General features: G+C 65.7%; 18 protein-coding genes. 16 read left to right on the top strand and 2 right to left on the bottom strand.

Going from position 1 to position 26,353, the window contains the following annotated elements; translation table 11 throughout:
* Positions 1–26: 26 nt before the first annotated feature.
* The 16 genes from SB786_RS05795 to SB786_RS05720 all read left to right on the top strand — a co-directional run bounded on the left by SB786_RS05795 (position 27) and on the right by SB786_RS05720 (position 23,959).
* Positions 27–1,058, top strand: coding sequence for a LacI family DNA-binding transcriptional regulator (locus SB786_RS05795; RefSeq protein ID WP_410726683.1), 1,032 nt, complete (start codon positions 27–29; stop codon positions 1,056–1,058).
* Positions 1,055–1,984 (top strand): ribokinase, encoded by a 930-nt coding sequence (gene rbsK, locus SB786_RS05790; protein ID WP_410726682.1) that lies wholly within the window; start codon positions 1,055–1,057, stop codon positions 1,982–1,984. Before SB786_RS05795 ends, rbsK begins: the two co-directional genes overlap by 4 nt.
* A gap of 274 nt (positions 1,985–2,258) precedes the next feature.
* Positions 2,259–4,022 carry a methyl-accepting chemotaxis protein gene (locus SB786_RS05785; RefSeq protein WP_410726681.1) on the top strand — a complete coding sequence of 588 codons (1,764 nt, stop codon included), beginning with the start codon at positions 2,259–2,261 and terminating at the stop codon, positions 4,020–4,022.
* Positions 4,023–4,539: 517 nt separating this feature from the next.
* Complete coding sequence (locus SB786_RS05780; protein ID WP_006754311.1) at positions 4,540–6,462, top strand: PrkA family serine protein kinase; 1,923 nt, start codon at positions 4,540–4,542, stop codon at positions 6,460–6,462.
* A gap of 125 nt (positions 6,463–6,587) precedes the next feature.
* On the top strand, positions 6,588–7,856 hold the full coding sequence (locus tag SB786_RS05775; protein WP_410726680.1) for a YeaH/YhbH family protein: 1,269 nt from the start codon (positions 6,588–6,590) through the stop codon (positions 7,854–7,856).
* Positions 7,853–9,532 (top strand): SpoVR family protein, encoded by a 1,680-nt coding sequence (locus SB786_RS05770; RefSeq protein WP_006759305.1) that lies wholly within the window; start codon positions 7,853–7,855, stop codon positions 9,530–9,532. The genes SB786_RS05775 and SB786_RS05770 overlap by 4 nt, the downstream gene beginning before the upstream one ends.
* A gap of 231 nt (positions 9,533–9,763) precedes the next feature.
* The gene (locus SB786_RS05765) at positions 9,764–11,068 is read left to right on the top strand and encodes an MFS family transporter (protein WP_410726679.1); all 1,305 of its coding nucleotides are present in this window, start codon (positions 9,764–9,766) and stop codon (positions 11,066–11,068) included.
* Between the two features lie 978 nt (positions 11,069–12,046).
* Positions 12,047–12,631, top strand: coding sequence for a fimbrial protein (locus tag SB786_RS05760; protein ID WP_410726678.1), 585 nt, complete (start codon positions 12,047–12,049; stop codon positions 12,629–12,631).
* A gap of 19 nt (positions 12,632–12,650) precedes the next feature.
* The gene (locus SB786_RS05755) at positions 12,651–13,421 is read left to right on the top strand and encodes a molecular chaperone (RefSeq protein ID WP_410726677.1); all 771 of its coding nucleotides are present in this window, start codon (positions 12,651–12,653) and stop codon (positions 13,419–13,421) included.
* A 179-nt stretch (positions 13,422–13,600) separates the two neighbouring features.
* Complete coding sequence (locus tag SB786_RS05750; RefSeq protein WP_410726676.1) at positions 13,601–16,249, top strand: fimbria/pilus outer membrane usher protein; 2,649 nt, start codon at positions 13,601–13,603, stop codon at positions 16,247–16,249.
* A 4-nt stretch (positions 16,250–16,253) separates the two neighbouring features.
* Positions 16,254–17,051 carry a molecular chaperone gene (locus tag SB786_RS05745; protein ID WP_410726675.1) on the top strand — a complete coding sequence of 266 codons (798 nt, stop codon included), beginning with the start codon at positions 16,254–16,256 and terminating at the stop codon, positions 17,049–17,051.
* A gap of 80 nt (positions 17,052–17,131) precedes the next feature.
* The gene (locus tag SB786_RS05740) at positions 17,132–20,119 is read left to right on the top strand and encodes a filamentous hemagglutinin N-terminal domain-containing protein (RefSeq protein WP_410726674.1); all 2,988 of its coding nucleotides are present in this window, start codon (positions 17,132–17,134) and stop codon (positions 20,117–20,119) included.
* A 59-nt stretch (positions 20,120–20,178) separates the two neighbouring features.
* Positions 20,179–21,351 carry a fimbrial protein gene (locus SB786_RS05735; protein WP_410726672.1) on the top strand — a complete coding sequence of 391 codons (1,173 nt, stop codon included), beginning with the start codon at positions 20,179–20,181 and terminating at the stop codon, positions 21,349–21,351.
* Between the two features lie 202 nt (positions 21,352–21,553).
* Positions 21,554–22,369: an ABC transporter substrate-binding protein gene (locus SB786_RS05730; protein WP_006759313.1), complete on the top strand. Its 816-nt coding sequence runs from the start codon at positions 21,554–21,556 to the stop codon at positions 22,367–22,369.
* Between the two features lie 139 nt (positions 22,370–22,508).
* Positions 22,509–23,231: an amino acid ABC transporter permease gene (locus SB786_RS05725; RefSeq protein WP_410726669.1), complete on the top strand. Its 723-nt coding sequence runs from the start codon at positions 22,509–22,511 to the stop codon at positions 23,229–23,231.
* A gap of 2 nt (positions 23,232–23,233) precedes the next feature.
* Positions 23,234–23,959, top strand: coding sequence for an amino acid ABC transporter permease (locus SB786_RS05720; protein ID WP_410726667.1), 726 nt, complete (start codon positions 23,234–23,236; stop codon positions 23,957–23,959).
* 100 nt (positions 23,960–24,059) lie between these two features.
* On the opposite strand, the gene SB786_RS05715 is transcribed toward SB786_RS05720, so the two are convergent.
* Together SB786_RS05715 and SB786_RS05710 are read right to left on the bottom strand one after the other, a co-directional pair.
* Positions 24,060–25,337 (bottom strand): M23 family metallopeptidase, encoded by a 1,278-nt coding sequence (locus SB786_RS05715; protein ID WP_410726665.1) that lies wholly within the window; start codon positions 25,335–25,337, stop codon positions 24,060–24,062.
* A 328-nt stretch (positions 25,338–25,665) separates the two neighbouring features.
* Positions 25,666–26,313: a TetR family transcriptional regulator gene (locus SB786_RS05710; RefSeq protein WP_410726664.1), complete on the bottom strand. Its 648-nt coding sequence runs from the start codon at positions 26,311–26,313 to the stop codon at positions 25,666–25,668.
* Between the last annotated feature and the right edge of the window lie 40 nt (positions 26,314–26,353).

Raw genomic sequence — 26,353 nt, 5'->3', positions numbered from 1 at the left:
GAAAGCAGACCAGAGAGAAACGGGAAATGGCGACGATCAAGGATGTGGCGGCCATGGCGGGCGTGTCGTTTACGACCGTCTCGCACGTGGTGAACAATTCGCGGCCGGTGTCCGCCGACGTGCGTGCGAAGGTCGAGGGCGCGATCCGTGAGCTGAATTACGTGCCGTCGGCCGTGGCGCGCTCGCTCAAGGCGCGTTCGACGGCGACCATCGGACTCGTCGTGCCGAACAGTACGAATCCGTACTTCGCGGAGCTTGCGCGCGGCATCGAGGATCAGTGCGCGGCCAACGGCTATTGCGTGTTCTTCTGCAACTCGGACGACGATCCCGTGAAGCAGCGCAACTACTTGCGCGTGCTGCAGGAAAAGCGCATCGACGGGCTGATCGTCGCATCGGCCGGCGAGGACGCGGTGCTCGCGCAGACGCTCGCGCACGCGCATGCGCCGCTCGTCGTCGTCGACCGCAACATCGAGGGGCTCGCGGCCGACCTCGTGCAGATCGATCACGAACGCGGCGCGTACCTGGCGACGCGTCACCTGCTTGAACTCGGGCACGCGAAGATCGGCTGCATCACCGGGCCGACCGACACGGCCGTCAGCGCGATGCGCGTGCACGGCTTCATCCGCGCGATGGCCGAGCGCGGGATCGACATCGTGCCGGGCGCGATCGCGGAAAGCGATTTTTCGTGCCTCGGCGGCTATCACGCGGCGTCGCGGCTGTTCGAGTCGGTGCATCCGAGCGCGATTTTCGCGGGCAACGACCTGATGGGCGTCGGTGCGCTGCGCGCGGCGGCCGAGCGCGGATTGCGCGTGCCGGACGACTGCTCGATCATCGGCTTCGACGACATCGAATTTTCTCGCTACACGTACCCGGCGCTGTCGACGGTCGGCCAGTCGGTGCGCGCGCTCGGCGAAATGGCCGCGCAGACGCTGATCGAGCGGATCGGCGGTGGTTCGACGGCGGCGCCGAGCCGTCGTCGCGTCGTGTCGCCGCGCCTCGTGCTGCGCGAATCGACGGCGGTCTATCGCGAGCCGGCCGCGCCGGGCGCTCGCGCATGACGGCGCGCACCGTAGGCGCCGGCCGCGTGACGGTGGTCGGCAGCCTCAACATGGATCTCGTCGTGCGGGCGCCGCGGCTGCCGCTGCCGGGCGAAACGCTCGCCGGCCATGCGTACGCGCAGGCGGCAGGCGGCAAGGGCGGCAACCAGGCCGTCGCGGCCGCGCGGCTCGGCGCGCAGGTCACGATGATCGGCTGCGTCGGCGCGGATGCGCACGGCGCCGCGCTGCGGGCCGGCCTCGAGACCGAAGGCATCGATTGCGCGCGGCTCGCGACGAGCGCGGCGGCGTCGACCGGGGTCGCGCTGATCGTCGTCGACGACGCGAGCCAGAACACGATCGTGATCGTTGCCGGCGGCAACGGCGAAGTCACGCCCGAGACGGTGGCGCGGCACGAGGCCGCGCTGGCCGCGACCGACGTGCTGATCTGCCAGCTCGAGACCCCGCCGGACGCCGTATTCGCGGCGCTGTCGGCTGGACGGCGGCTCGGCCGCACCGTGGTGCTCAATCCTGCGCCGGCGCTCGCGCCGCTGCCGGACGGCTGGCTGCCGCTGGTCGATTACCTGATCCCGAACGAAGTCGAGGCGGCCGCGCTGACCGGCCTGCCGGTGCGTGACCCGGCCGAGGCGGAAGCCGCGGCGCGTGCGCTGCAGGCGGGCGGCGCGCGCAACGTGCTGATCACGCTCGGCGCGCGCGGCGTGCTCGCGTTGCCAGCCGACGGCGCGGCGCGCCATTATCCGGCGCCCGTCGTGCAGGCGATCGACACGACCGCGGCCGGCGATACCTTCATCGGCGGTTTCGCCGCGCGGCTCGCCGCGGGCGAGGACGTCGACACCGCGATCCGCTTCGCGCAACGCGCGGCGGCGCTGTCGGTCACGCGCGCGGGCGCGCAGCCGTCCATTCCCACCCTCGCCGAACTGGCCGGATAGGGCCGGGTCGCGCATCGTGGCCGGCGCCTGCGACAGCAGGCGGCGGCCCTCTCCGGGATCGGCCGGAACCCGACATTTGCTACGTCATCTCACGGCACGGGCCAGCGGGATTCGCACCTATTATTCTGCTATCTGTAATAAACAGATCAATTGCGGAGAAAATTGACGTCAATGCCATCAAGTTGTGCAGCGAACGGTCGTAAATGCATCAGGGCGAAACACTGTTTCGAAAGCGGGCCCGGCCCGTTCATGACGACGCAACACAGGAAGAATGATGGTGATCGGAAACCTGACGATACGTGCGCGCATCGGTCTGACGATGGCGTTTCTCGCGGTGCTGCTGGGATTGACAGGCGTGCTGGGCGTGTACGGGATGACGCGCTCGAACGACACGACACGCGAAATCTTCACGAACCAGATGCCGAGCGCGGTGAACGTGGCCGTGGCGGAAATGTACGCGGCGCGCGAGCGCCTGGCGCTCGATCGCGCCGCGCTGCTGGCCGGCTCGCCCGACTCTGCTGCCGCGGTGGAGCGCAGCCGCGCGATGCGCACGCAGTCCGACGCGTGGTGGCAGAAGTACCTCGCGCTACCGCGCGGCCCGGAGGAGGACCGACTCGCCCAGGACGTCGCCGCGAAGCGGCAGGCGTTGCAGCGCAGTTGCGACGCGTTCGGGAGCGCGATCGCGACAGGCGACCACGACCGCATCGGCGAGGGCGCCAAGCAGCTCCAGACGCTGTACAACGACCTTTCGGTGTCGGGCGAAGCGCTGCGCAATTTCCAGTTCAGCGACGCGCAGGCGCGCTTCGACCATGCGGAATCGGTGTACGACACACTGCGCGTGCTGTCGGTCGTCGTGCTGGTGGCCGGCCTGGTCGCCGCGGCGCTGTCGTGGCTGACGCTCAGCCGTGCGATCGGCCGTCCGCTCGCGGACGCGCTCGCGCATTTCGACGCGATGGCCGCGGGTGATTTGCGCCGCTCGATCGTCGTGCATCGGCGCGACGAAATGGGCCAGTTGCTCGACGGTCTCGCGCGGATGCAGCGCGGCTTCGTCGATACGGTGCGCACGGTGCGTGGCGGCAGCGAGTCGATCGCGACCGCGGCGCGGCAGATCGCCGCCGGCAACATCGACCTGTCGTCGCGCACGGAAGAACAGGCGTCGGCGCTGCAGGAAACCGCGTCGAGCATGGAGCAGTTGACCGGCACGGTGAAACAGAACGCGGACAATGCGCGGCAGGCAAGCTCGCTGGCCGCGAACGCGTCGGAGATTGCAAACAAGGGCAATACGGTGGTCGGCCAGGTGGTCGGCACGATGGGCGAGATCAACGACAGCTCCGCGAAGATCGCGGACATCATCGCGATCATCGAGGGAATCGCGTTCCAGACCAACATCCTGGCGCTGAACGCGGCCGTCGAAGCCGCGCGTGCCGGCGAGGAAGGGCGCGGCTTCGCGGTCGTCGCGGGCGAGGTGCGCAGCCTCGCGCAGCGTTCGTCGAGCGCGGCCAAGGAGATCAAGGCGCTGATCGACGCGTCGGTGGACCGCATCCGCACGGGCTCGACGCTGGTCGACGAGGCCGGTCGCACGATGAGCGACGTGATCGCAGCCGTGCAGCGCGTGACGGACATCATGGGCGAAATCGCGGCGGCGTCCGAGGAGCAGAGCGGCGGCATCGACCAGGTCGCGCGCGCGGTCGCGCAGATGGATGAAGTCACGCAGCAGAACGCCGCGCTCGTCGAGGAAGCCGCGGCCGCCGCGCAGTCGCTCGACGAACAGGCCGCGCGCCTGCGCGACACGGCGTCGGTATTCCGGATCGACGACGACGCGGCGCGGCCGGCAGCCGCTCCCGCTGCACGTCAGGCGCCGCGCGCGGTGCCCGCGCCTGCTGCCGTGCCGGCGAGCTCGCCGGCACCGGCCGCGGCGCGCGACGATCGCGAGGCAGCGCCCAAGCGTGCGGTGCCGGTGCGCAAGCCGGCGGGCGCGTCCGCGGCGCCCGCGCCGGCCGCCACGACTGCCGGCGCCGACGACTGGGAGACGTTCTGATTCGGACGCGCGGCGCCGCTATCCCCGCATCTTTCCCTATTTGGCAGCACACGACGCCCGCTACTGCGGGCGTTGTCGTTTCGGCGACCGATGGAATGTGACAGCGCGCATGAACGTTCGCACATCGCCGCGCGTTGCATGCGCGCATCCGCGCTACGGGTATCTCCGGACGATGCGAAAAAAATTTGTAACGGTGCTCGCCGCATGTCGTCGTAAACGCGCGCTCGAACGTGTAGGGATGAAGGGGGAGTGAAGCGCGCAGCGACGACGGAGATGTCCAACGCGTGAGACGTTCCGATGCTCGACGAGACGTGGCGGATGCAGTTTCTGCGGCTCGGGAGATCCATTGTAAAGCGTCAAAATGCGTTGTCCAAGCGGTGTTGTGGAGAATGACGCGCTTCATACGAAGAGTTCGTGAAAAAAAATAAGAAAGGGTTTAGGATGAATTCGAACGCGCTTGCTTCTGCGCAGTCATACGACGGCAAGCACGTCTTCAGACTCAGGCGAGGGAGGTAGCATGGATATTTACAGCAGCTTCGCGAACCGCTTCGAAAAAACGCGAGAGGAAGAGCTCTCGCTGGAGGAGTACCTCGCGCTCTGCAAGAACGATCCGTCCGCGTATGCCACGGCAGGCGAACGCATGCTGGCTGCAATCGGGGAACCCGAACAAGTCGATACCCGCAACGAACCGCGCCTGTCGCGGATCTTTGCGAACAAGGTCATCAAGGTCTATCCCGCATTCCGTGAGTTCTACGGAATGGAGGAAGTGATCGAGCAGGTGGTCGCGTATTTCCGCCACGCTGCGCAAGGGCTCGAAGAGAAGAAGCAGATTCTCTACCTGCTTGGCCCGGTGGGCGGCGGCAAGTCGTCGATCGCCGAGCGTCTGAAGCAACTGATGGAGCGCGTGCCGTTCTATGCGCTGAAGGGCTCGCCCGTCAACGAATCGCCGCTCGGGCTGTTCGACTACGACGAGGACGGCCCGATCCTCGAGGAGCAATACGGCATTCCTCGCCGCTACCTGAAGAGCATCCTGAGTCCGTGGGCCGTCAAGCGCCTGCACGAATACAACGGCGACATCCGCCAGTTCCGTGTCGTGCGCCGTTACCCGTCGATCCTGCGTCAGGTCGGCATCGCGAAGACGGAGCCGGGCGACGAAAACAACCAGGATATTTCGTCGCTCGTCGGCAAGGTCGACATCCGCAAGCTCGAGCAGTACGCGCAGGACGATGCCGATGCGTACAGCTATTCGGGCGGCCTGTGCCTCGCGAACCAGGGGCTGCTCGAGTTCGTCGAAATGTTCAAGGCGCCGATCAAGGTGCTGCACCCGTTGCTCACCGCGACGCAGGAAGGCAACTTCAAGGGCACCGAAGGATTCGGCGCGATTCCGTTCGACGGGGTGATCCTCGCGCACTCGAACGAGTCGGAGTGGAAGGCGTTCCGCAACAACCGCAACAACGAGGCACTGCTCGACCGGATCTTCGTCGTGAAGGTGCCGTACTGCCTGCGCGTGTCGGAAGAGACGAAGATCTACGAGAAGCTGATCCGCAATTCGTCGCTGGCCGAAGCCGTGTGCGCGCCGGGCACGCTGAAGATGATGTCGCAGTTCTCGGTGCTGTCGCGCCTGCACGAGCCGGAGAACTCGAGCCTGTTCTCGAAGATGCAGGTCTATGACGGCGAAAACCTGAAGGACACCGATCCGAAGGCGAAGTCGTATCAGGAGTATCGCGACTACGCGGGCGTGGACGAAGGGATGACGGGCGTGTCGACACGCTTCGCGTTCAAGATCCTGTCGCGCGTGTTCAACTTCGATTCGAGCGAGGTCGCGGCGAACCCCGTGCACCTGATGTACGTGCTCGAACAGCAGATCGAACGCGAGCAGTTCCCGCCGGAAACCGAGCAGAAGTACCTGTCCTTCGTGAAGGACGTGCTCGCGTCGCGCTACGCGGACTTCATCGGCAAGGAGATCCAGACGGCCTACCTCGAATCGTATTCGGAGTACGGGCAGAACATCTTCGATCGCTATGTCACCTATGCGGACTTCTGGATCCAGGATCAGGAATTCCGCGATCACGACACGGGCGAGAGTTTCGACCGCGCCGCGCTGAACGCGGAACTGGAGAAGATCGAGAAGCCGGCCGGGATCAGCAATCCGAAGGATTACCGCAACGAGATCGTGAACTTCGTGCTGCGCGCGCGGGCGGCGAACGCCGGGAAGAACCCCGTGTGGACGAGCTACGAGAAGTTGCGCGTCGTGATCGAGAAGAAGATGTTCTCGAATACCGAGGAACTGTTGCCGGTCATTTCGTTCAACGCGAAGGGCTCGGCGGAGGAGCAGCGCAAGCATGAGGATTTTGTGAATCGGATGGTCGCGAAGGGCTATACGCCGAAGCAGGTGAGGCTGCTTTGCGACTGGTATCTGCGCGTGCGCAAGTCGTCATGACGCGCGCGGTACCGCGCCCGTGCGGCTCGTCCGTACGGGCGCCCTCAGAGACGCCGCCCGCATGACGGCAGACGGCATGTGCGGCGAGCGTCCCGGCATATCGACTTTCGAGCGGGAGACCGGGAGTGCTTCATCAAATCATCGACCGCAGGCTGGCCGGCAAGAACAAGAGCATCGCCAACCGCGAACGCTTTCTGCGTCGCGTCAAGAACTACATTCGTCGCGCCGTCTCGGACGCGGTGCGCGACCGTAGCATCAAGGATATCCAGAGCACGCAAAGCATCACGATTCCGCGCAAGGACATCGCGGAGCCCAATTTCCGGCACGGGCCGGGCGGGCGTCGTGAATACGTGCACCCGGGCAACGAGGATTACGTCCGCGGCGACAAGATTCCGCGTCCGCAGGGCGGTTCGGGCGGCGGCGGCAGTCAGGCGAGCAACGAGGGCGAAGGGCAGGACGACTTCGTGTTCGAGCTGTCGCGCGACGAATTCATGCAGTACTTCTTCGACGATCTCGAACTGCCGCGCCTCGTGAAGACGCACCTGCTGACGGTGCCGAGCTGGAAGAACGTGCGTGCGGGCTGGTCGGCGGAAGGCACGCCGAACAACATCGACGTCGTGCGCTCGCTGAGAAGCGCGCTCGGCCGGCGCATCGCGCTCGGCTCGCCGCTCGTCAACGAGTTGCGCGAGCTCGAAGCCCAGCTCGAGGTGATGAAGCTCGATCCGGAAGACCGTCGCGCGGAAATCGCGACGCTCGAGGCCGAGATCCATCACCTGAAGGGGCGCATCTGGCGCATCCCGTTCATCGATCCGTTCGATCTGCGCTACATCAATCGCGTGAAGCAGCCGCAACCGTCGAGCCAGGCCGTGATGTTCTGCCTGATGGACGTGTCGGGTTCGATGGACGAGCAGCGCAAGGATCTCGCGAAGCGCTTCTTCATCCTGTTGTACCTGTTCCTGAAGCGCAACTACGAGCGCATCGAGGTCGTGTTCATCCGTCACCACACGCGTGCCGAGGAGGTCGACGAAGACACCTTCTTCCATTCGACCGAGAGCGGCGGCACCGTCGTGTCGAGCGCGCTCGAGCTGATGCGCAAGGTGATGAACGAGCGCTACTCGCCGAGCGAGTGGAACATCTACGGCGCGCAGGCGTCCGACGGCGACAACTGGACCGACGATTCGCCGAAGTGTCGCAAAATCCTGGAAGAGGATATCCTCACGAAGACGCGCTATTTCGCGTACATCCAGGTCGCCCCGGAAGAGCAGAACCTGTGGCTGGAGTACGCGCAGCTGGCGTTGTCGCAACCGCACCTCGCGATGAAGAAAGCCGAATCGGCTGCCGACATTTACCCGGTGTTTCGCGAATTGTTCGAAAAGCAGGTGGAAATGTCATGACGACCCGCCATCTGCACAACGAGTCGCGCGGCTACGCGCCGCGCCCTTCCGGCGACGCCACGGCCGGCCCTGCCGCATCGCAGCAAAGCGGCCGGGTCGAACCGGCGCCGCCGGCCGCCGACTTGCCCGGCTCCGGGCAGAAGGAAGCGCGTATGAACGTTGCCGAACGCAAGCCGCTGCCGTGCCCGTCCGACTGGACGTTCGAACTGCTCGAGGAATACGACACGCACATCTCGCAGGTCGCCGAGCAATACGAGCTCGATATCTATCCGATCCAGCTCGAACTGATCAGCGCCGAGCAGATGATGGACGCGTACGCGTCGGTCGGGATGCCGGTCAACTATCGCCACTGGTCGTTCGGCAAGCACTTCCTCGCCACCGAGAAGAGCTATCGCCGCGGCCAGATGGGCCTCGCGTACGAAATCGTCATCAACTCGAACCCGTGCATCGCGTATCTGATGGAAGAGAACACGATGACGATGCAGGCGCTCGTCATCGCGCACGCGGCGTACGGGCACAACTCCTTCTTCAAGGGCAACTACCTGTTCCGGCTGTGGACCGACGCGCACGCGATCATCGACTATCTCGTGTACGCGAAGAACTACGTCGCCGAATGCGAGGAGCGCTACGGCCTCGATCGCGTCGAGGAACTGCTCGATTCGTGCCATGCGCTGATGAATTACGGCGTCGACCGCTACAAGCGGCCGCAGAAGCCGTCGCTGTCGAAGGAGGCCGCGCTGCGGCGCGAGCGCGAGGCGTATCTGCAGTCGCAGGTCAACGAGCTGTGGCGCACGCTGCCGGGCAAGAAGCCCGAGCAGATGGAGGAGCAGGAGGAACGCTATCCGCCGGAGCCGCAGGAGAACCTGCTGTATTTCGCGGAGAAGAACGCGCCGCTGCTCGAGCCGTGGGAGCGCGAAGTGATCCGCATCGTGCGCAAGATCGGCCAGTACTTCTATCCGCAGCGGCAGACGCAGGTGATGAACGAGGGCTGGGCGACGTTCTGGCACTACACGCTGCTGAACACGCTGTACAACCAGGGCAAGCTGGAAGACGGCTTCATGATGGAGTTCCTGCATTCGCACAGCAACGTGGTCTACCAGCCGCCCGTGACCAAGCCGTACTACAACGGGATCAATCCGTATGCGCTCGGCTTCTCGATGATGAGCGACATCCGGCGGATCTGCGAGGCGCCGACGGAAGAGGACTACAAGTGGTTTCCGGAGATCGCGGGCACCCCGTGGCTGCCGGCGATGCACTACGCGATGCGCAACTTCAAGGACGAGAGCTTCATCGCGCAGTATCTGTCGCCGAACCTGATCCGCGAGATGCGGCTGTTCTCGGTGCTCGACGACGACATGCGCGATTCGCTCGAAGTATCGGCGATCCACGACGAGGCCGGTTACCAATACGTGCGGCAGGCGTTGTCGCGGCAGTACGACATCCATCATCGCGAGCCGAACATCCAGGTATGGGCCGTGAACACGCGCGGCGACCGTAGCCTCACGCTGCGCCACTTCATGACCGACAACCGCCATCTGTCTAACGACAGCGAGGAGGTGCTCAAGCACATGGCGCGGCTCTGGCAGTTCGACGTGTTCCTGGAAAGCGTCGACGAGGCCGGTACCGTGCGCAAGCGCTACGAGTGCCGCTACGTGCCGCCCGAGGTGCGTATCTGAATTCGTCGGCCAAGAGCTTGCATCGGACGCCAGCCTGACGGCTGGCGTTTTCATATGGCGAACGGGTAGCGCGAGAAAATTTTTCTACATCCGGACGAACCCGGAAAGCCTGTTACTTTACATTTCGCTAAAATCCCGTAGCGCCGTGCACCGGAACCGGTGCCACGTCGACCGCACGCGGCGGCCCCAGGTCGTCTCGCCTAGAAAGCACTAAAAGGAACAGACCAACCCATGGACGTCCAGACCGACCAAGCTGCGCTGTCCGCGCATGACACCCGGCGGCGCGTGTTCGCCATCGTCGGCGCCTCATCGGGCAACCTCGTCGAGTGGTTCGACTTCTATATCTACTCGTTCTGCGCGCTGTACTTCGCGCCGGCGTTCTTTCCGAGCGGCAACACGACGACGCAGTTGCTGAACACGGCCGGCGTGTTCGCGGCCGGCTTCCTGATGCGTCCGATCGGCGGCTGGCTATTCGGCCGCATCGCCGACCGTCACGGTCGCCGCGCGGCAATGATGATCTCGGTGCTGATGATGTGCGGCGGCTCGCTCGTGATCGCGGTCCTGCCGACCTATGCGCAGATCGGTGCGCTCGCGCCGGCGCTGCTGCTGGTCGCGCGCCTGTTCCAGGGGCTGTCGGTGGGCGGCGAATACGGCACCAGCGCGACCTACATGAGCGAGGTCGCGCTGAAGGGGCGGCGCGGCTTCTTCGCGTCGTTCCAGTACGTGACGCTGATCGGCGGCCAGCTCTGCGCGCTGCTGGTGCTCGTGATCCTGCAGCAGACGCTGTCGAATGACGAACTGAAGGCGTGGGGCTGGCGCATTCCGTTCGTCTGCGGTGCGGCGGCCGCGCTGATCTCGCTGTACCTGCGCAAATCGCTCGACGAGACATCGACGAGCGCATCGCGCGACAAGAAGGACGCGGGCACGATCCGCGGCGTGTGGCAGCACAAGGGCGCGTTCTTCACGGTGGTCGGCTTCACGGCCGGCGGCTCGCTGATCTTCTACACGTTCACGACGTACATGCAGAAGTACCTGGTGAACACGGCCGGCATGCATGCGAAGACGGCCAGCAACGTGATGACCGTCGCGCTGCTCGTGTATATGCTGATGCAGCCGGTGTTCGGCGCGCTGTCCGACAAGATCGGCCGCCGCACGTCGATGCTCCTGTTCGGCACGTTCGCGGTGATCGGCACGGTGCCGCTGATGCACACGCTGAAGACCGTGACGAGCCCGACGGCCGCGTTCGTGCTGATCACGATCGCGCTGGCGATCGTCAGCTTCTACACGTCGATCAGCGGCCTCATCAAGGCCGAGATGTTCCCGCCAGAAGTGCGCGCGATGGGCGTCGGCCTGTCGTATGCGGTCGCGAACGCGATCTTCGGCGGCTCGGCCGAGTACGTCGCGCTGTGGTTCAAGTCGATCGGCAGCGAGGAAACCTTCTACTGGTACGTGACGGCGCTGTGCGCGGTGTCGCTGATCGTGTCGTGGCGGATGCGCGACCCGAGCAAGGAAGGGTATCTGCGTCACGAGCCGTGATCGGTTGCGCGGCGGCCCGGCCTTGAGGCCGGCGCTGCCTGATGAGGCAGATATCCAGCGGCGTCCCACCATCGAGGCGGGGCGCCGTTTTTTTTCCAGACGGCAGCAACGATCGGGGATCGGGGATCGCGCACAGGTGCATCGCGGCGTGAGCGATATCGATATCGCAATCGCTTCGTTGTCCGCCGCCGGCGATCCTTTTATTCTGAACCCGTAGTTCGTGTGACACCTCCTTGACTGGGATTCGCGCCCGCTGCGTGCAGCGGGCGTTTTTTTTGCGCTATGCCCGTTGCCGGGCGAGGAACGGCGGATGCCGGCCCGGCTCCCGCCCTGACGACGCGTATGGGACAAGTTCGTAATGGTGCGTGAGTCGATGGCAATCCGTCAAAAAATGCGGGTTCGCAACCGTGCCTCGGAATGAAAGCAAATTCCCCTTGTCACGCGCGGTATGCATGGTTAATCCAGCGATGAAACATCGACGGCGCGTCGCACTCGGCAATGCGATTTGTCAAATTTTCATAGTTTCAAAATAATACATTATTCATCAATTTATTTCGGAGATATGAAGTCATTTTCTCTTGGGTAAATGATGCTTGACGGTTTCTGGGCGGGCTGCCATGAGCGTCCCCGGTTGACCGTATTTCGCACCGCCGCGGCAGTCGATTCAAGAGCGGTCTGCGTGACCTGGCCGCTATGCGCAGATAGGCGCCACCACGCCGGGCGTGCGGGCATCTATCCTGTGCGTTATTCGAATTTTTTCTGAATGGATTAATGGTTTCGATATTTCTTACTCGTACGATATCGGCAAACCGTTTCAATAAATAGAATAGGCGCGGTCGTCAATTTTCGGATGAAGTTGTCCAGTCTTCCGGAATAAGGCGATTCGGTCGGCGTTGCCGCCAAGCGGCGGAAGGGTTAATGCCTGCGTGTCGATCGGTCTGTTCCGAGAAAAATGTCCATTTTGAGAGGAATTCAACGATGAAAATGAATCTGCTTCGGGGTTGCGTTGCAGCGGGTGTCGCGAGCGTCGCAATGGTGCCGTCGGTTTCCCACGCCTTCGACGGCCAGCTCGATTTCTACGGCAGCATCTCCGACGTCACTTGCAACATCAACGGCGAAGCGCCCGGCCCGGGCAACCGGAAAGAGGTGCAGCTCGGCGACCGCATCAGTCCGAGCACGTTCGACAAGATCGGCGCGACGTCCACGCCCGTCACGTTCAATCTCGCTATCGGCGGCAACACGGGCTGTACCAACGGCTCGAAGGTCGTGATCGAATTCGATCCGGTATCGGTGAACATCAATCCCGCCACGGGCAACCTGAAGCTCATCGGCACGAAGCCGGCGGAAGGCGTCGAGATCCAGATCAGCGACGCGGGTAACGGCAAGGCCGGCAAGATCATGCTCGGCAAGCCGCAGAACATCACCGAAGCGCAGGTCGCGACCGTCGCGAACAACGTCGCGACGCTCAGCTATACGGCGTCGTATGTGTCGACGGCCGCGCCGGATGCGATCAAGACCGGCTCGGGTAACTCGTTCATCCGCTATCTGCTCGCATACCACTGATCGGCGCATTCCCTGTTCCATGTTCCATGTCATGACCTTGTCAATTCGTCGTCCTTATTTACAAGTCGTGGCCGGTGTCATGGCGTGGGCCGCCTGCGCCACGCTGGCGCAGGCAGCGCTTTTGCTGGACGGTACGCGGGTGATTTTCCCCGAGCGTTCGCGCGACGTCACGGTCCGGATGGAAAACTCCGGCTCCGATCCGGTGCTCGCACAGAGCTGGATCGACGACGGCCGCGTCGACGTTCCGCCCGAGCAGATGCGCGTGCCGTTTGTCGTCACGCCAACGCTGGTGCGCGTCGAAGCGGGGCGCAGTGCGGTGCTGCGCATTACCAACATGCAGGCGAAGTTGCCGGCCGACCGTGAATCGGTGTTCTGGCTGAATGTGCTGGAGGTTCCGACGGTACAGCCCGATGCGGACAATCAGCTGCGTTTCGCGTTCCGAACCCGCATCAAGCTGTTTTATCGGCCTTCGTCATTGGCAAACGACGTCGATACGGCGCCGGACAAACTGGTGTGGAAGGCGTCCGCCGATCCGTCGCATGCGGGCGAACGGCAGATATCGCTCAACGTTTCCAACCCGACGCCGTATTACGTTTCGTTCGGGACGGTCGAAGGCGACTTCGGCGGCACGTTCGTATCAGCCGGTGGCGGGATGGTCGCACCGTTCGAGTCGCAGCGTTTTCCGTTGCGAGGCGCCGCCGTGCAGTCGCATCGTCCGACGGCCGTACGCTACATGCTTATCGACGACTACGGCGGCCGCACCACGATAACGAAAAAACTGGCCGACTGAGCAGTCCGTCCACGCAACGCATCCAGAAGGCACGACCCAGCATGCCGGGTTCCATTTATCAATTCGGTATGCGAACTAACTGAATTCACATGCGCAGTTCAGCAGGTTTCCAATCTTCATGCGCTGGGGGGCTTGCCCGCCGGTTGCCGCAGCGGCCGTGTCTGCTGGCGGTCGCATCCGTGTTCGCGACGATCGCGATGGCGTCGGGTGCGGACGCCGTCGCGGACACGATCGACGCGGTGGCGCAGGAGGACGAGCGTCGCACGACCGCGGGTACGGCGCCGGCCGACCCCGGGGCCGGTGCGACGCGCTTCGACGATTCGATGCTGATGCACGGCCCGGACAGCGAGCCGATCGATACGACGCCTTTCGAGCGCCCGAATACGGTTCCGGCAGGCGTGCATCGAGTCGATCTGATCGTCAACGGGCTGTGGCGGGGCGTGGAGGACATCACGTTTCGGCCCGACGCACGTGGCGACGTGCTGCCTTGCTACGATAAAACGCTGCTGCAGCGGGTCGGCGTCGATCTCGACCGAAGCGCGCGCGGCCAGGACGGCAGCCAGCCGCCGAACCCGATGCCCGACGGCACGATCTGCGATGCGCTGTCGCGCTACGTGCCCGGTGCCGCGCTGTCGTTCGATGCGGCCGAGCAGAAACTGTATCTGACGGCGCCGCAGTTCTACATGCGGCTCGCCAGCCGGAGCACCTACGTCGATCCTTCGAACTGGACGAACGGTGTGCCGGCCGCGTGGCTGAACTACAGCGCGAGCGTGTTCAACACGCGTTCCAGCGGCTACACGTTCTCGCAGCTCTACACGGGGCTGTCGATGGCGGCGAGCGCCGGGCGGTTCCGGATTCGCCACAACGGCAACCTCACGTGGTCGCAGCGCGGCGGCACCCGCTATCAGCGCGGCTACGTTTACGCGCAAACCGATCTGCCCGACTGGCGCGCACAGTTGCTGGCCGGCGAAAGCTCGACCAACGGCACGCTGTTCGACGGTGTGTCGTTTCGCGGTGTACAAATCTCCAGCGACGACCGGATGCTGCCCGACGAACAGCGCGAGTATGCGCCCGTCGTGCGCGGCGTCGCGCAGTCGAATGCCAAGGTGTCGATTTACCAGCGCGGCTATCTCGTTCACGAGACGACCGTCGCACCGGGGCCGTTCACGATCGACAACCTGCAGGCGATGAGCTACGGCGGCGACCTCGACGTGACGGTGACCGAGGCCAACGGCGAAACGCGCAGCTTCGTGGTTCCGTTCGCGACGACGGTCCAGTTGTTGCGGCCCGGCAGCACGCAGTTCAGCGCGATGGCCGGGCAGGCGATCGAACTCGGCAGCGGCACCGACATCGGCACGCAGTACGTCGGCCAGTTCACCGTGCGGCGGGGCATCAGCAATGCGGTGACGGCCTATGGCGGCGCCGCGTTCGCGAACCGCTACCAGTCGGTGCTGACGGGCGTCGCGCTCAATACGGCGATCGGCGGTTTCGCAGCGGACGTCACGATCGCGCGCACCCAGCCGCAAGGCAGCGAGCGCATGACCGGCTCGAGCGTACGCGTGTCATACAGCAAGAACCTGCCGAACAGCGGCACGAACTTTTCGCTGCTCGCGTATCGCTACTCGACCAAAGGCTATCTCGGCCTGCGCGACGCGCTGCTGCTGAATGCCCAGAGCAACACCGGCGCGGGCCTGGCGTCGATCGCGCGCGTGCGCAACCGCGTCGACCTCAACGTGAGTCAGCAGGTCGGGCGCACGGGCAGCGTCTATGCGAACGGATCGGCGCTCAGCTACTGGGCGGGACGCGGGCAGACGCTCAGCTTCACGCTTGGCTACAACACGCAGTGGCGCGACGCCACGATCACGGCGTCGGTGCAGCGCGTGCGCAATCTGTCCGTGATGGATCGGGCGTTCGGCGGCGCGTCGGGCAGCACGCTCGTGAGCCTGAACGTGTCGATTCCGCTGGGTCGCAACACGCGGCGCGCACCGATCTTCAGCTCGTTCGTCACGCACGACAGCAGCACCGGTACGAGCGCGACGGCGGGCCTCGCGGGCCGTTTCGGCCAGCAAGGCGACGGATCGTATTCGTTGTCGTCGAGCTACGACGGCAGCAACCGCGCGTCGTCGGGCAATTTCGGCGTCGGCTATCAGCGGCCGGCGGTGTCGCTGTCGGCGAATGTCGGCATCGGGCGCGACTACCAGCAGGCGTCGGCGAGCGCAACGGGCGGCCTGGTGTTGCACCCGGGCGGTCTGACGCCGGCCCCCACGTTGAGCGAGACCATCGGCGTCGTGCACGCGCCGAACGCGCGCGGCGCACTGGTTGCGAACACGACTGCACGCGTCGACCGCTTCGGTTACGCGATCGTGCCGAGCCTTATTCCGTATCAGCTCAACAAGGTCGACATCGATCCGAAGGACGTGCCCGAGGACGTCGAATTGAAGACCGTGTCGCACAGCGTGGCGCCGCGCTCGGGTTCGATCGTCATGCTGTCCTACGACACGCTGAAGGCGCGCGCGCTGCTGATCGACGCGCAAACCGACGACGGTCGGCCGCTGCCATTCGCCGCGCGCGCGCTCGACGCGGGCACCGGTGCGGCGCTCGGCGTGGTCGGGCAGGGCAGTCGGCTGTTCGTGCGCAGTGCCGCGGATGACGGCCGGATTCGCGTGGAATGGGGCACGCGTGCGGATCAGCAATGCGTGATCGATTACGCGGTGCCGGCTGCGCAGCGTTCGGGAACCGGATACGTGACGCTGGACGGCATCTGCCGCGCGGCGACGATCGTGCCGACGCCGGCAGTACCGCCGGCCGATCGTATCGACGAGCGCTAGCCCAATGCATCGATCGACGTCTCGTTTCGCTTCCGTCCTGCCCACGTCGCCGCGCCGCGTGCCCAATCGGCCCGGCATCGGGCGCGTCGTGCGTGCGGCGGTGCTCGCCTGCGTCGCGAGCATCGGCGCGGTCCGGTGCGACGCAGCGTTGTCCGTGGCCGGTACCCGCTTCGTTTATCCGGGCGACGCACGCGCTCTGACGATCTTCGCGCGCAACGGCGGGGACGCACCGATCCTCGTCCAGGCGTGGCTCGACGATGGCGATGCGAACGCCGACCCGAGCCGCCTGCGCGTGCCGTTCATCGTCGCGCCGCCGCTCGCCCGGCTCGATCCGGGGCAGCCGCTGTCGATCCGTGTGCAGTCCATCGGCGGCGGCCTCGCCGCGGACCGGGAATCCTGTTTCTGGATCAATCTGCTCGAAGTGCCGCCGGCCGCGGCGGCGGGCGACCACGCGTTGCGCATCGCGTACCGGCTCAGGATGAAGCTGCTGGTTCGGCCGCCCGGTCTCGACGGCGATCCGGACGACGCACCGAACCGGCTCGCATGGACGCACGCCGGCACGAACGCGGCAGCGTCGCTCGTCGCGCTCAATCCGACGCCGTACTACGTGACGCTCACGCGCGTGTTGCTGAACGGAGAGCGTGCCGGGCCGGCGAACCCGGTGTTGGACGTTGCGCCGTTCGGCCGTGTCGAGATCCCGATCGGCACGCAGGCCCGCACGGGGCCGGGCGAGATCGTGTTCGACGCCGTCGACGATAGCGGCGCAACGCACGAATACCGTGCGCAGCTCGCGCCGCGGTGACGGGCGGCGCGCGGAAGCTTGCAGTACCCGCCCTGCCGTGGGCATCGGCAGGGATTCAACCACAACAAGGAAAAACGAAAGTGAACAAGACCTATTCTTTGGTATGGAACGACGCGCAAGGCGCGTGGCAGGTCGCCGGCGAACGGGTACGCCGGCGCGGCAAGTCGGCGACGCGCGCGCGCGTCGTCGCGGTGCTCGCGCTGCTCGCCGGCGGCGTGGCGACATCGGCGTATGCGCTGCCGACAGGCGAGAAGATCGTGTCCGGGAACGGCGACATCCATCGCTACGACAACGGGCAGCAGATGTCGATCAACCAGCATAGCGACAAGCTGGTGACGGACTGGCAAGCGTTCAACATCGACAAAGGCGAGCGCGTCAAGTTCAACCAGCCGTCCGCTGCGTCGATCGCACTGAACCGGGTCGTCGGCCAGGACGGCAGCGCAATCTACGGCAATCTCGATGCGAACGGCCGCGTGTTCCTCGTCAATCCGAACGGCATCCTGTTCGGCAAGAGCGCACAGGTCAATGTCGGCGGCCTGGTGGCGACGACGCTGGATATCAAGAACGACGACTTCGACGCAGGCCGCTACCGGTTTTCCGGCCAGTCTCCGAACGAAGTGCACAACTTCGGCAATCTCGTGGCAGGCGAAGGCGGCGCGATCGCGCTGCTCGGCGCGAAAGTCGTCAACTACGGGATCGTCCAGGCGCAGATGGGCACTGTCGCGCTGGGCGCGGGCAGCGACGCCACGCTGAACTTCGACGGCAGCAAGCTGCTCAGCGTGCAGATCGACCGAGGCATCGTCAATGCGCTCGTCAGCAACGCGCAGTTGCTGAAGGCCGACGGCGGGCAAGTGCTGATGAGCGCGAAGACCGCCGATACGCTGCTGCGCACGGTGGTCAACAACCAGGGCACCATCGAGGCGCGCACGCTAAGAAACGTCGCGGGCCGGATTTCGCTGGACGGCTACGACGCCGGCACCGTCAACGTCGCGGGCGTGATGAACGCGAGCGCGTCGACACCGGGCAACGGCGGCACGGTCGAAACCCGCGGCGCCGACGTGAAGGTCGCGCTTGGCGCGAGGGTCGACACGCGCGCGACCAACGGACGCGTCGGCACCTGGCGCATCGCATCGTCGGATATGTCGGTCAAGGCGGGCGCGAACGAGCAGGGTACGATCGTGGCCGATACGCTGTCGCGCAATCTCGCGACCACCGATGTCGAGCTGATCGCCGAACGCGGCCAACTGTCGGTCGACGGCCCGGTAACCTGGGCCAGCGGCAATCGCTTGACGCTCGCCGGCCGGCAAGGCGACGTGTCGATCAACGGCGCGCTGCGTGCGACTGGTGCGAATGCGAGCATGGCCATTGCCGCGAAGAAGAGCGTGCAGATCGCGGCGCCGATCGCGCTGACCGGCGCCAACGCGCTGCTGACGCTCGATTACGGCGTCGCGCACTCGCTCGCGGGCGGTGCGGCCGTGACGCTGTCGGGGGCCGGCGCCGGTTTCGAATCGAACGGCTATCGCTATACCGTGATCCAGAATCTGCAGCAGTTGCAGGCCGTCAACGCGAATCTCGACGCGCTGTACGTGCTCGGCAACGATATCGCCGGTTCCTATTATTACGGCTCGTCGCTCAAGACGATCGGCTCGGGCACGCCGTTCGCCGGCGTGTTCGACGGCCTCGGCAACACGATCAGCAATCTCGCCATCGCGAGCAGCGATGCGTATGCCGGGCTGTTCGGCCGCAACACCGGCACGATCGCCAACCTCAACCTGAAGTCGTTGCGTGTCAGTGCAGCCTCGGGCGTCGGCCCGGTCGCGATCGGCGGGCTGGTGGGCGAAAACGCCGGCAAGGTCTGGAACGTGACCGCGACGGGCATGCAGATGAGCGCCGGCGCCAGCCGCAGCAATGTGCTGGGCGGTCTCGTCGGCATCAATAGCGGCGAGCTTTCCCGCGCGCAGTTTTCGGGATCGGTAACGGGCAACGGCATGTCGGATGCCGTCGGCGGGCTGGTCGGCGAGAACCGGCTGGATCAGCATGCCGGCATCGTGTCGGACAGCGAGTCCAACGCGACCGTTTCCGGCGGCGCGTCGGTCGGCGGTCTCGTGGGCGTGAATCGGCGCGGTGAAATTCTGCGCTCGACGAGCCGCGGCACCACATCGGGCGTGTATGTCGCCAGCGCGAATGTCGGCGGGTTCGTGGGGTCGAACCTGCTCGGCACGATCGTCGACGGAACGGCGCTGGGGCGCGTGACGGGCGGCTCGAGCGGCACGGCAGGCGGGTTTGCCGGAAACAATACCGGCACGATCACCGGTTCGAGCGCGAGCGGTGCCGTGGACGGCCGATACGCGCAGGCAGTCGGCGGCTTCGTCGGGCTGAACCAGGGCAAGGTGACCGACAGCAAGGCGCTGGGCGCCGTGTCGAGCCCGTCGGCAGGTTCGACGGGCGGTTTTGTCGGCATCAACCTTGGCGACAACGCGTTCATCGACATGGCGGAAGCGCATGGCGCGGTAACGGGCGGCCAGGGCTCGAACGGCGGTTTCGTCGGCAGTCATCTCGGCGGCGGGATTGTTCACTCGGTCGCACGCGGCAAGACGATGGGCGGCAGCTACAGCAAGACGGGCGGCTTCGTCGGCAGCAACGATGCCGAACTGGCTGACGTCGAGGCGAGCGGCGACGTGTCGGCCGGCACCAGTGCGTCGGTGGGCGGATTCGCGGGCGCTAACAGGCGGTCCGGCACGATCGACGTCGCGTCGGCAACCGGCAACGTGACGGGCGGCCCGTCGAGCACGATCGGCGGGTTCGCAGGCGAAAACCTTGGCACGATGCGCGACGTATGGGCGTCGGGGAGGGTTGGCGCCGCCTACTGCGCGACGCTCGGTGGTCTGGTGGGTCTGAACGCCGGGCTCGTCGAGCGCGGTGACGCAAGCGGTCGCGTCGACGGACGGCCGAACCAGACCTTCGGCGGCCTCGTCGGTATCAATCGCGGCATCTTCCGTAACAGCACCGTGTCCGGCGAAGCTGCGCTGCAGAAGATCGCCGGTCTCAATCTCGGTGTGATCGAGTAATGCAGCAGGCGGCGGGCGAGCATGGCCGGCGCCCGCCGCCGATTCAACGGGAGGGCAGCATGAAGACGATTCGACGGCGCTGGCTTTGGCGAGTCGGCCGGGCGATGCGTCGCCTGGCGACGGCGGGATGCATCCTTGCATTCGGCACGCACGCGATGGCGCAAGGCAGCAGTGGCGCGACGGCGCTGGGGTGCACGTTCAGCAACCCCGACGCGTCACCCTGGAGCATGATCACGCCGTTGACGAGCACGACGCCGGTCGGCGCGACCCTGTATCAACGCACGGTTTCGCTGATGGTCTCGTTCGCGTACGGCGTCGCGCCGACGGCGCACGAGCTGGTGAGCGCCGCACACTGGATGCCCGGCAGCGTGGTCGCGGACGGTGTTGCGCAGACGAATGTGAGCGGGATCGGCTTCAAATGGGCCGGCGTGTCCGACGACAGCAGCGAGCGAACGCTGCAGCAGGGTGCATTGCCGATGGTAACCGCAAAGACCGAACTTGCTCAAACAGCGGGCGGCGGCAACGACATACGAATGATGCGTTTCCGGCAATTTCTGGTGCTCGACAAACCGGTGTCGCAATTGCCGGAGGGCAAGCTGGTCGTCAAGAACCTGCCGGGCAGCCCGACCGTCGCGATTTATGCGATCGACTTTCCAAAAGGTGTCGCTTCGATCGGCGGCACGGTGACGGTACCCGAGCAAACGATGCCGCCCAACCTGTGCAAGCAGATGAAGACCTTCGTCGGCGTCGGCAACGTGTGCATCGGCAGCCAGTGCGAGATCCAGGTGCCGAACCGCTGCGAGATCCAGTCGAACATGATCGTGCCGGTCACGCTCGGCAATTTTTCGATCAACAATTTTCCAACCGTGAACGCGATGTCGAAGCCGGTCAGTTTCGATATCGCGCTCAGCCAGTGCGCGGCAGCGGCGAAGCCGTCGATCAGTTTCCGCGACAAGGCCACGCAGCCGAATCCGGACAAGACGCTGCTGCAATTGAGCGCACCGGCCGGTCAGTCGGTCGCGCGCGGGTTCAACATCGTGATGACGAATACGCTGACCGGCGAGCGGATTGCATACGGCGAGCCGGGCACGGCCATCCAGTATCCGATGCGTCGCACGGGCGACATGGCCGTGATGCCGTTGAGGGCGCAGTACATTCGTACCGGTACGGATGCGGAGCTGGGGCCCGGCTATGCCGGCGGCGGTGCGGAATTTTCGTTCACGTTTCCGTGACGGCGACGCGCGGCTCGGCGATCAGGCCGGCGTGATCCATGCGTCATCACGAAACCCGCAGAGCAAAGCACCATTTGTTGGTTCGGAATCGCCGCACGCGCTGATACGTTAGCGGCTTCGCGACGACACCACGTCGCGATGTTCCTCGAACCGGGCCGCCGCGCGATCCGTGGCGGCCCTTATAACAACTCAGGTCGTGCTCATGAAATTCCACACTCTCGCCACGTGGCTCGTCGGGGCCGCGCTCGTCACGGCAGGCACGGTCGCGCACGCGGACCGGCTCGACGACATCAGGAAGGCCGGCGTGCTGCGCGTCGCGACCTTCGACAGCAATCCGCCGTTCGGCTATGTCGACGGCAAGAGCAACCACATCGTCGGCCTCGACGTCGACTATGCGAAGGCGCTGGCCGACAAGCTCGGCGTGAAGCTGCAACTGCAGCCGACCAACCCCGCGAACCGCATTCCGTTCCTGACCTCCGGCAAGGTCGACCTGGTGCTCGCGAACTTCACGATTACCGACGAGCGCGCGAAGCAGGTCGACTTCAGCATTCCGTACTTCTCGTCGGGCCAGCAGTTTCTCGCGAAGAAGGGCGTGCTGAAATCGGCCGACCAGTTGAACAATCTGCGCGTCGGCGCGGACAAGGGCACGACGAACGAGATCACGCTGCGCGAGAAGTATCCGAAGGCGACGATCGTCGCGTATGACGACACGCCGTTCGCGTTCGCCGCGCTGCGTGCCGGCAACGTGCAGGCGATTACGCAGGACGGACCAAAACTGATCGGCTTGCTCGCGAACGTGCCCGACAAGCAGAACTACGAGATTCCGGCGTTCACGATCTCGAACGACTACATGGGCGTCGGCGTGCCGAAGGGCGAGACGCGCCTGCTCGGCTTCGTGAACGACACGCTGAAGGGGCTCGAGGCGAACGGCCGCGCGGGACAGATCTACGACGCGTGGTTCGGGCCGGCGACGAAGACGCCGCTCACGCGCATCTTCCGGATCGGCGACCGAACCTGAGTCGCGCGCCGCGCCGCGTGCGCCGCGATCCGCCGCCGGCTGTGCCGGTATGCGCGGGTCGCGGCGCTTTCCGCTTGCTTCCGTCTACTTTCGCATTTTTCGCCTCTTTCGATCGCGCTTCGCGACCCCACACATCAGCATGCTCGGCTTGGCGCCCAAATATCTGTCCTGGCTCTGGCAGGGCTTCCTGCTCACGCTCGGCCTCGCGGCCGCGGCGGCGCTCGCCGCGACCGTCGGCGGGCTGCTGCTCGCCGTCATGCGGCATGCACGCGGCACGGCAGTGCGCACGGTAGCGGCCGGCTACGTCGTCGCGTTCCGCAACACGCCGCTGCTCGTTCAACTGCTGTTCTGGTACTTCGGTGTCGCGTCGTTGCTGCCCGACACGTGGATCACGTGGCTGAACGCGCGCCATGAACTGAGCGCGGGCCCGCTCACGCTCGCGTGGCCGTCGTTCGAGTTCGTCGCCGGCTGGGTCGGGTTGAGCGCCTACACGGCCGCGTTCGTCGCCGAGGAATGCGAAGCCGGGTTGCGCGGCGTACGCCGTGCGCAATACGATGCGGCCGCGGCGCTCGGCCTCACGCCGATGCAGTCGCTGCGCTACGTGGTGCTGCCGCAGGCCGTGCGCATCGCGCTGCCGCCGCTGTTCGGCCAATACATGAATCTCGTGAAGAACTCGTCGCTCGCGATGGCGATCGGCGTCGCCGAGCTGTCGTATGCGTCGCGGCAGGTCGAGACGGAGACGTTCAAGACCTTTGCGGCGTTCGGCGTCGCGACCGTGCTGTACGTCGCCGCGGTGGCCGCGATCGAGGCCGGCGCGTACGCGGCCACGCAATGGCGCGACCGGCTCGGGGCGGGGCGTTGAGGATGGATGTCTCGCTGCTGCTCGACAATCTGCCGTACCTGCTCGTCGGCGCGTTCCCGGACGGCCCGCTCGGCGGCGCCGCGCTGTCGCTCGTGCTGGCGATCGCGTCGGCCGTCGCGTCGGCGGTGCTGGGGGTGGCGCTCGGCGTCGCGATGGCGCTCGCGCGCGGCCCGCTGCGCGTGCTGCTGCTCGCGTTCATCGGCTTCTTTCGCGCGATTCCGGTGCTGATGCTGATCTTCTGGACGTACTTCCTGCTGCCGATGCTGCTGCACGTGGACGTGCCGGGGCTCGCGACGGTCGTGTGTGCGCTGGCGCTGATCGGGGGCGCGTATCTCGCGCATGCGGTGCATGCGGGCATCGTCGCGGCCGGCGACGGGCAGTGGCAGGCCGGGCTGTCGCTCGGGCTCACGCGCTGGCAGACGGTGCGCTACGTGCTGCTGCCGCAGGCGATCCGGATCATGACGCCGTCGTTCGTCAACCAGTGGGTCGCGCTCGTGAAGGACACGTCGCTCGCGTATATCGTCGGCGTGCCGGAACTGTCGTTCGTCGCGACGCAGGTGAACAACCGGCTGATGGTGTATCCGGCGCCGATCTTCCTGTTCGTCGCGGCGCTTTACCTGGTGCTGTGCACGTCGCTCGACGGCGCGGCACGCTGGCTGCTGTCACGCGGCCCGCGTGCGGCGCGCATCGCGCAGGCCGCGGCCGAACGCACGGAACCCGTGCGGTGACGGCCGGCCGCGTCGTCGCTGCGCGACGGGCGCGACGGGCGCGACGGGCGCGACGGGCGCGACGGGCGTGGCGCTGCGTCGGGGCTTCGGCGCGTTGACGTCAGGACGCGCTGTAGTGCGTGTTGAAGACCGCGCGCAGCGTTGACGAATCGGTCGCGAAGTCGCCCCACAGCGGGCCGTCGCTTTGCGCGAACGCGAACGGCGACGTATTGATCGACGCGAGGCGCAAGCGCCATTGCGCCGCTTCCTGGCGGAACGCGGTGAGCTGCATGTCGGACAGCCCCGTCTGCGCGTTCGCGAGCGTGACGAGCGGATCGACCGGATCGTCCGCGACGCGCACCTCGAAGTGCAGATGCGGGCCGGTGGCCGCGCCGGTCATGCCGACCGAGCCGATGCGCTGGCCTTGCTTCACGGTTTCGCCCGTCTTCAGCCCGTGCGCATACGCGGACAGATGCGCATAGTAGGTCGAATAGCCGTCCGCATGATCGACGATCACGTAGTGGCCGTAGCCGCCGGGATCGGTGCCGACGAACGATACGACGCCATCGGCCGCCGCGTTGACGGGCGTGCCGGACGGCGCGGCGAGATCCACACCGGTGTGGAACGCCATCGCCTGCGACAGCGGGTGGACGCGTTCGCCGAAGAACGAGCTGATGCGCGTCCACTTGACGGGCATCGTGAACGCTGCCGCCTCGAGCGGGGCGCCGTCGAGCGTGTAGTACGCGCCGTGGTCGGCGCCCGGTGCGCGGAACCAGATCGCACCGAACGTGCGGCCCGCGACGCGCAGCTCGAGCGCGGTGAGGCGCGGCGTGCCGTTGTTCGTGTCGTACGCGACGCGGTAGTAATCGCCGCGCTGCGCGCTGGCGCGCATTGCAACCTTGCCGGTGACGAGATCGCCGAGCTGGATGCGCACCTCGGGCGGCACGTCGAGACGGTTCAGCGTATCGGACAGCGTAAGTTCGATGTCGCCGGCGCGCGTTCCGTGTCGGGTTTCGGGCGCCGCGAACTGGAACAGGCTCGCATAGCCGAGCATGTCGTTGCGGTGTGCGCTGAGCGGCGCGAACAGGCCCGGCTGCGGGCTGCGGTCGCCCTGTTCGTTGAGTTCGTTGCGCTCGCCGAGCGTGCGCGCGAGCTCGCTCGTCACGAAATGCTGCGCGGTGGGAAACGGCGTGTCGGACAGCACGCGCTGCGGCAGCGCGGCCGTGCCCGACTCGACGGCGCCCGGCAGTTGCGAGACGGCGGGCAGCGCGGCGGCGAGACCGAAGGCGGCGAGGGCGCCGAGCACGGCGGCCGGCACGAGCGCGCGCACGAGGCGCTGCGCGCGGCCGGGCGCGAAAGCATCAGGAATTGCGGCAGGCTTGACCAAAAGTGTCCACATCCAGGAAAACGGTTCAAAGAGGTGTGGGCGGGAGCCATCGGCGGCATATCCGTCGGGTGACGACGGGGCGGGCGACGGGCGTGCAACAAAACAGGCCCCGCGAGGGGCCTGTGTCGTTTCCGTTCGACCCAACTCGCGGGGTGCCCGCTTCGAACGGCGGCGTGAACTTTCCGGGTCGAACCCGGATTATCACGAAGACGCTAAAGAAAGATGACAGCGCCAGTCTACCGATGTTCCGCGAAACGTTAAAAATTTTAAAGAGGGTCGGCGCATTCGTTTCGCACTGCGGTAAATCGGGTTAAATCAGCATTTATTGCGCGGCTTTTCGTCAGTCAGGCAATTTTTGCGGGCGCACGCGCAGTGCGCTGGAGGTCCTGACCGCGTCGAAACCGGCGTCGAGCATCGCCTCCGCGTCGTTCCACAGATTGCCGCGCAGGCGGTTGGTCCAGATCATCGACGCGAACACACCTTCCAGCAGCGACACGAGATGGACGGCCGCGAGATGCACGTCGAGATCGGCGGCGATTTCGCCGGCCGCGATCGCACGGCGCAGCAGCGCCTTCGTGATGCGCAGCATCTGCAGTTCGAGCAGCATGCGGCGCCGCTGCAGCGCGCCGTTCTCCTCGCTCTGCTCGCACTTCGTATAGAGGATCACGAGCACGCGCTGCATCGAGCCCGGCTCGCCGCATTGCTGCAGGTAATGCGACGCCGCGCGGCGCAGCGTGGCGAACGCGGGCAGGCTGTCGACCGCGTCGAAGCCTTCCGAGGTCCGCGCGAACGCGCGGTCGCACAGCGCGAGACACACCTCCATCTTGTTGCGGTAGTGGCCGTAGACGGCGCCCCGCGACATCCCGGCGGCCTCGGCGAGGTCCGCCATCGCGGTTTGCGCGACGCCTTTTTCGAGCAGAACCAACTCGGCGGCGTCGAGGATCCGGTGCTTGATGGCGAGCGATTCTTCCCGGGTCTTGCGGGCCATGGCGTGAATTTCCTTACAGTTCGCTGTCGTTTTATTGAGA

It is taken from the genome of Burkholderia sp. SIMBA_062 (assembly GCF_046534765.1).
Lineage (GTDB): Bacteria > Pseudomonadota > Gammaproteobacteria > Burkholderiales > Burkholderiaceae > Burkholderia > Burkholderia ambifaria.
Note: the sequence above shows the minus strand (reverse complement) of the source record. Positions and strands in the feature narration are given on the sequence as shown.